4 protein-coding genes and 1 pseudogene are annotated in these 4,336 nt (G+C 62.4%); 3 read left to right on the top strand and 2 right to left on the bottom strand.

The window, feature by feature from the left end:
* Both NS365_RS17890 and NS365_RS17885 read left to right on the top strand, forming a co-directional pair.
* The coding region (locus NS365_RS17890; RefSeq protein WP_244498494.1) for a transposase at positions 1-333 on the top strand (333 nt) is incomplete at its 5' end.
* Between the two features lie 173 nt (positions 334-506).
* Positions 507-1,304: an amidase family protein gene (locus tag NS365_RS17885; RefSeq protein WP_343286843.1), complete on the top strand. Its 798-nt coding sequence runs from the start codon at positions 507-509 to the stop codon at positions 1,302-1,304.
* A 463-nt stretch (positions 1,305-1,767) separates the two neighbouring features.
* Here the strand turns inward: NS365_RS17885 and NS365_RS17880 are convergent, their stop codons facing one another.
* Positions 1,768-2,775, bottom strand: a complete 1,008-nt coding sequence (locus NS365_RS17880; RefSeq protein WP_058601662.1) for an aldo/keto reductase — start codon at positions 2,773-2,775, stop codon at positions 1,768-1,770.
* A 96-nt stretch (positions 2,776-2,871) separates the two neighbouring features.
* Between NS365_RS17880 and NS365_RS17875 the strand changes: the two genes are divergently transcribed.
* Positions 2,872-3,762, top strand: coding sequence for a LysR family transcriptional regulator (locus tag NS365_RS17875; protein ID WP_058601661.1), 891 nt, complete (start codon positions 2,872-2,874; stop codon positions 3,760-3,762).
* A 249-nt stretch (positions 3,763-4,011) separates the two neighbouring features.
* Here the strand turns inward: NS365_RS17875 and NS365_RS24580 are convergent.
* Positions 4,012-4,284, bottom strand: a pseudogene (locus NS365_RS24580) (hypothetical protein); the annotation flags it as partial.
* Positions 4,285-4,336: the final 52 nt, after the last annotated feature.

Below are 4,336 nucleotides of genomic sequence, written 5' to 3'. Positions count from 1 at the left end.
CCCGGCCGGTTCTTGAACTCGAAGGCCGTCGGGCCCGCTCTGGGGCTGGTGCCCCGGCTCTCCCAGTCCGGGGAAACGGAGCGGATCGGGCGCATCTCGCGCTGCGGCGACGCGATGATGCGCGGCCTTCTGTTCGAGGCGGCCACCGTGCTTCTGACCCGTGTTCGCACATGGTCCTGGCTGAAGGCCTGGGCGGTGAACCTGGCCAAGCGGCGCGGCATGAAACGGGCCATCGTCGCGCTGTCCCGGCGCCTGGCCGTCATTCTTCACCGCATTTGGGTCGATGGAAGCCGAGTTCCAATGGACACGGGCAACGGCATGAGCAGGCTCTGAAGGAGGTAAGCCTTCGGGAATAGACCGATCATTGAAAGATCCGCCCTGGCGGAGACGTGTCCCTTGCGGGACGGGGAACGAGGCAAGCTCGCTAGGGCTCTTGAGCCGATCGTACCACTGGCACGGTCAGGACGCGCAACAGATCGAGCTGCCTCGCTCATTCCGATCCCATCATGGGAGGGCCCACCCGGGTCGATCCCGAAGAGAAGCATGATCCGCAAGGGATCACGCATCAGCCAGGACGAGACATCAGCTCGGAGCGCTTGACCTCAACACGCCGAATAGAGAAGAGCCTCATGGGCCGCTTCGATGCCGGGCTCGGCGCGCGACCTGGCCGTCCGCTTCGCGTCGGCTGGATGGTCGGCCCCGGCTTCGGGCCCGTCGACCCCGAGGTCGCTTCGACCATGAAGGCGGCCGCGGACGCGCTCGAAGGGCTCGGTGTTCATGTTGAGCATGTCGGCATTCCGGCGCTGGAACGCGACTTCGCGCTCGACGTCTTCAACCGTCTGCACGTCATGGAGATGAAGCCCGCCTTTGCGGACGCGACGCGCGGCCACGAGGGCGAAATGTTCAAGATGGCGAAGACCATGCTGTCGCTGCCCGACACGTCGATGGCCGACTTCATCGATGCCGAACAGGCCGCCGAGCGGCTGCGCGACGGCTATGCCGACTACTTCTCCCGCTTCGACGCCCTGATCACGCATGTCCTGCCGATCCCCGCCCACAAGCATGGGGTCGACCGGTTCACGATCGACGGCCAGGAGGTCGACGCGACCTATCTCCAGGGCGCGACCGTGCCGCTCAACGTCACCGGGCTGCCCGGGCTCGCGATGCGGTTCGGGACGAGCAGGGAGGGCCTGCCGATCAACGTCCAGATCGTCGGTGCGTGGCAGGCGGAATCGACCATCCTGCACGTCGCCTCGCTTTTGGAGGGCGTAAGCCCGGTCCGCGACCTCTTCCCCGAGATCTGAGCCGGCCCGAGATCTGAACCGGGCGAAGGGGCGGCTCTCGCGACGCGGGAGCGCCCCTAGCCATTGCCGAAGCCAAGCCAGAAGCGGATCGTCTGGTCAGAACGTCGCTCACCTTCACAACAATCGCGACCGGCAGCTTCTCTCACAACCGCCCTCAGCAGCGGACAGTCGGCAATCCACCCCGTCCGGTCTATGGCGGCAGAGAAGCAGACGCTCGAAAGCGGTCCATCCGCTATCGACCCTTTATTGCCCTTCCAAGGCACCGAGCGGATTTCCGAAAGCAGTCATTCGAACCTGCCAAAAATGTCCCGTATCTCCATCATTGCTTGGCCAATTCAGGAAAAGACAGTCGGGAACAGGTTTTGGGAAATTCTGCGCCTGTTCCCGGCTGCGGCACGGTCTGGCATCGACCTTCTTGCTGGCCGTTCGTTTGTGGGAGAGCCTTGCACCACGCGCGGCACCCTCAAGCCCGGTCGGGCACATTCGCCCCCGAACCCTTGGGAAGAAGCGGTCGAAGTTCGTCAATTTCGGCATCGCTCAACCGGAAGGTGGCCGCGGGAATCAGCGCATCGAGCTGTTCCGGCCGGCGAGCGCCAACGATTGCTCCCGCTACTGCGGGCTGACGCAGCACCCATGCTATTGCGACGACGGCCGGGCTCACGCCATGACGCTCACCGATCGTCCTCATACCATCGACCAAGGCGAGGTTCTGCGTAAGGCGGGGTTCGCGAAAATCCGCTCCCCTTGTCTTGCGCCAGTCGTCGTCGGGTAAGTTCGCGATCCGCTCGCGCGTCATGCTGCCGCTGAGTAGACCCGACTGCAACGTCGAATATGGGATGACGCCGACGCCAGCCTGCTCACAGAACGGCAGGATTTCGGCTTCCACGTCACGCATCAGGGCTGAGTATGGCGGCTGCAGCGACGCGATCGGCGCGACCGCGAGCGCGCGTTGCAATTGGACGACGTCGAAGTTGGACACGCCGATCGCGCGTATCTTGCCCGCCCGTTGCAGTTTCGCCAGCGTGTCGATCGCGGCTTCGATCCCATCGTCCGGATCACCCGGAGCAAAGGCCGGCCAGTGTATCTGGTAGAGGTCGATCGTTTCCACGCCTAGGCGGCTCAGGCTCGCTTCCACTTCGCGGGCGAGCGACGCCGGTTCGAGCGAGTGCGAGATTTTCCGCGTCTTTTGGTCCCAAACCAGACTACCCTTGGTGAACACCATCGGCCGCTTGCCGGCGTCCACCCTTCTAAGCATCTGACCGACCACGGTTTCAGCATGGCCGAGTCCATAGACCGCGGCGGTGTCAATCCAGTTCAGCCCTAGTTCCGCCGCGCGTTCCAAGGCGGCAATGCTTTCCGCGTCATTCTGTGGGCCCCACCCGAACTCCCAATTCGGACCAGCTATCGCCCAAGTACCCAGCCCAAGCGGTGAGATCGCGAGATCAGACGAACCAAGGGGACGGAATTCCATGACAGAGGCTCCTTCTTGCAGGCTCCCAATATCGCTGGAAAACAGTGTGCTGATTAGGTAGCCATTCGAACATGTAGAGATGAACAGATTTCAGCAATGCAGCCAAACCTTCAAGATCTCGCCGCGTTCGCTTGCGTCGCTAGGCATCGCAGTTTTCGCAAGGCGGCCGTAGAGCGAGGCGTATCCGCGTCGGCGGTGAGCCACGCCATCCGCGCGTTGGAGGAGAGGCTTGGCGTTCGTCTGCTCCATCGAACGACGCGCAGCGTCATGCCGACCGAAGCTGGTGCGCGCCTGCTGGAACGGTTCGAGCCGGCCATGCGGGAGATCAGCGATGCGCTTGCCGACCTTCAAGGGTATCAGCAAATGCCGGTCGGGCCGGTTCGGTTGAGCGTGCCGCCTCCCGCTGCGCGCCTTATCTTCGCCCCCCGTCTCGGTGCGTTCGCGGCTCGCCATCCCCGTGTGCAGGTAGAGATCGTGTCAGACGATCGACTGATCGATATCGTGCGGGAGGGCTTCGACGCGGGGGTTCGATACGGGGAGAGCTTGGCGGCCGACATGATCGCAGTCCCGATTGGATCACCGCAGCGCTTAGTAGTTGTCGGCTCACCGTCCTATCTAGCAGATTATGGGCGACCCGAGCAGCCTCAGGACCTGACCCGTCATCGCTGCATCGAGCGCCGCTTCACCAGCGGCAATCTCTACCAATGGGAGTTCGAGAAGGACGATCGCGCCGTGGCTATCGCCGTGAGCGGAAGCGTGACGACCGACGATGATGATGTGATGGTCCGGGCGGCGATCGACGGTGCGGGATTGGCGTACGTTTATGAGGAGCAGGTCAGGGAGGCCGTCGTGGCCGGCGCGCTCGCGACCGTGCTTGAAGACTGGTACATCCCGCCCGCATACTTCTTCATCTACTACGCTAGCCGGCGGCAGCTCGCGCCAGCACTCCGGGCTGTCGTAGACTTCTTCCGCGCACCGCGGGGATAGAAGCTGCTTCCCGAAACCGCCACCGATACGGTTTCGGGAAGGCCTCTTCTTTCCCGATCAACCATTCTAATGGGAATGCCACGACCGTCTCGATCGCCGCTCCCAATCGGGAACATGGATCGCTCTTTTCCTCCGCCACTCACAGCGGCATAGTTAGCGCATGAGCGAGACGATCCAAATTGCGACCTTGGAAGACGCTGATGCCGTCACTACGGTCACACGCGCAGCTTATGCCAAATGGGTGCCGGTCCATTGGTCGCGAACCTTCACATAGGTTTCATCGACGTACCAGGTCTTGGTCTGCAGGCGTTTGCACCACTGGACGCGTCGATCCAGCTCGGGCGCGTAGTGCTGGACCCAGTGGTGTATGGTCGTGTGATCCACCGATAGATGACGCTCGGCCATCATCTCCTCAAGGTCACGATAGCTCAGCGCATAACGACAGTACCAGCGCATACAGAGCAGGATGATGTCGGGCGCGAAATGAAATAGCCCCCGAATGAACCGGACATGATCTCCCATTCCCGCAAGGGTTAGGAGTAGTGTTGTGTCTATGACTGGTTCTTATCCAAAA

The organism is Aureimonas ureilytica (assembly GCF_001475935.1).
Lineage (GTDB): Bacteria > Pseudomonadota > Alphaproteobacteria > Rhizobiales > Rhizobiaceae > Aureimonas > Aureimonas ureilytica_A.
The sequence above is the reverse complement of the archived record's forward strand: the minus strand, read 5'-3'. Positions and strand labels throughout refer to the sequence as shown.

Coding starts and splice junctions, on each gene's coding strand:
- NS365_RS17880 (WP_058601662.1), bottom strand. CDS start 2,775: ATGGAATTCCGTCCCCTTGGTTCGTCTGATCTCGCGATCTCACCGCTT.
- NS365_RS17885 (WP_343286843.1), top strand. CDS start 507: ATGGGAGGGCCCACCCGGGTCGATCCCGAAGAGAAGCATGATCCGCAA.
- NS365_RS17875 (WP_058601661.1), top strand. CDS start 2,872: ATGCAGCCAAACCTTCAAGATCTCGCCGCGTTCGCTTGCGTCGCTAGG.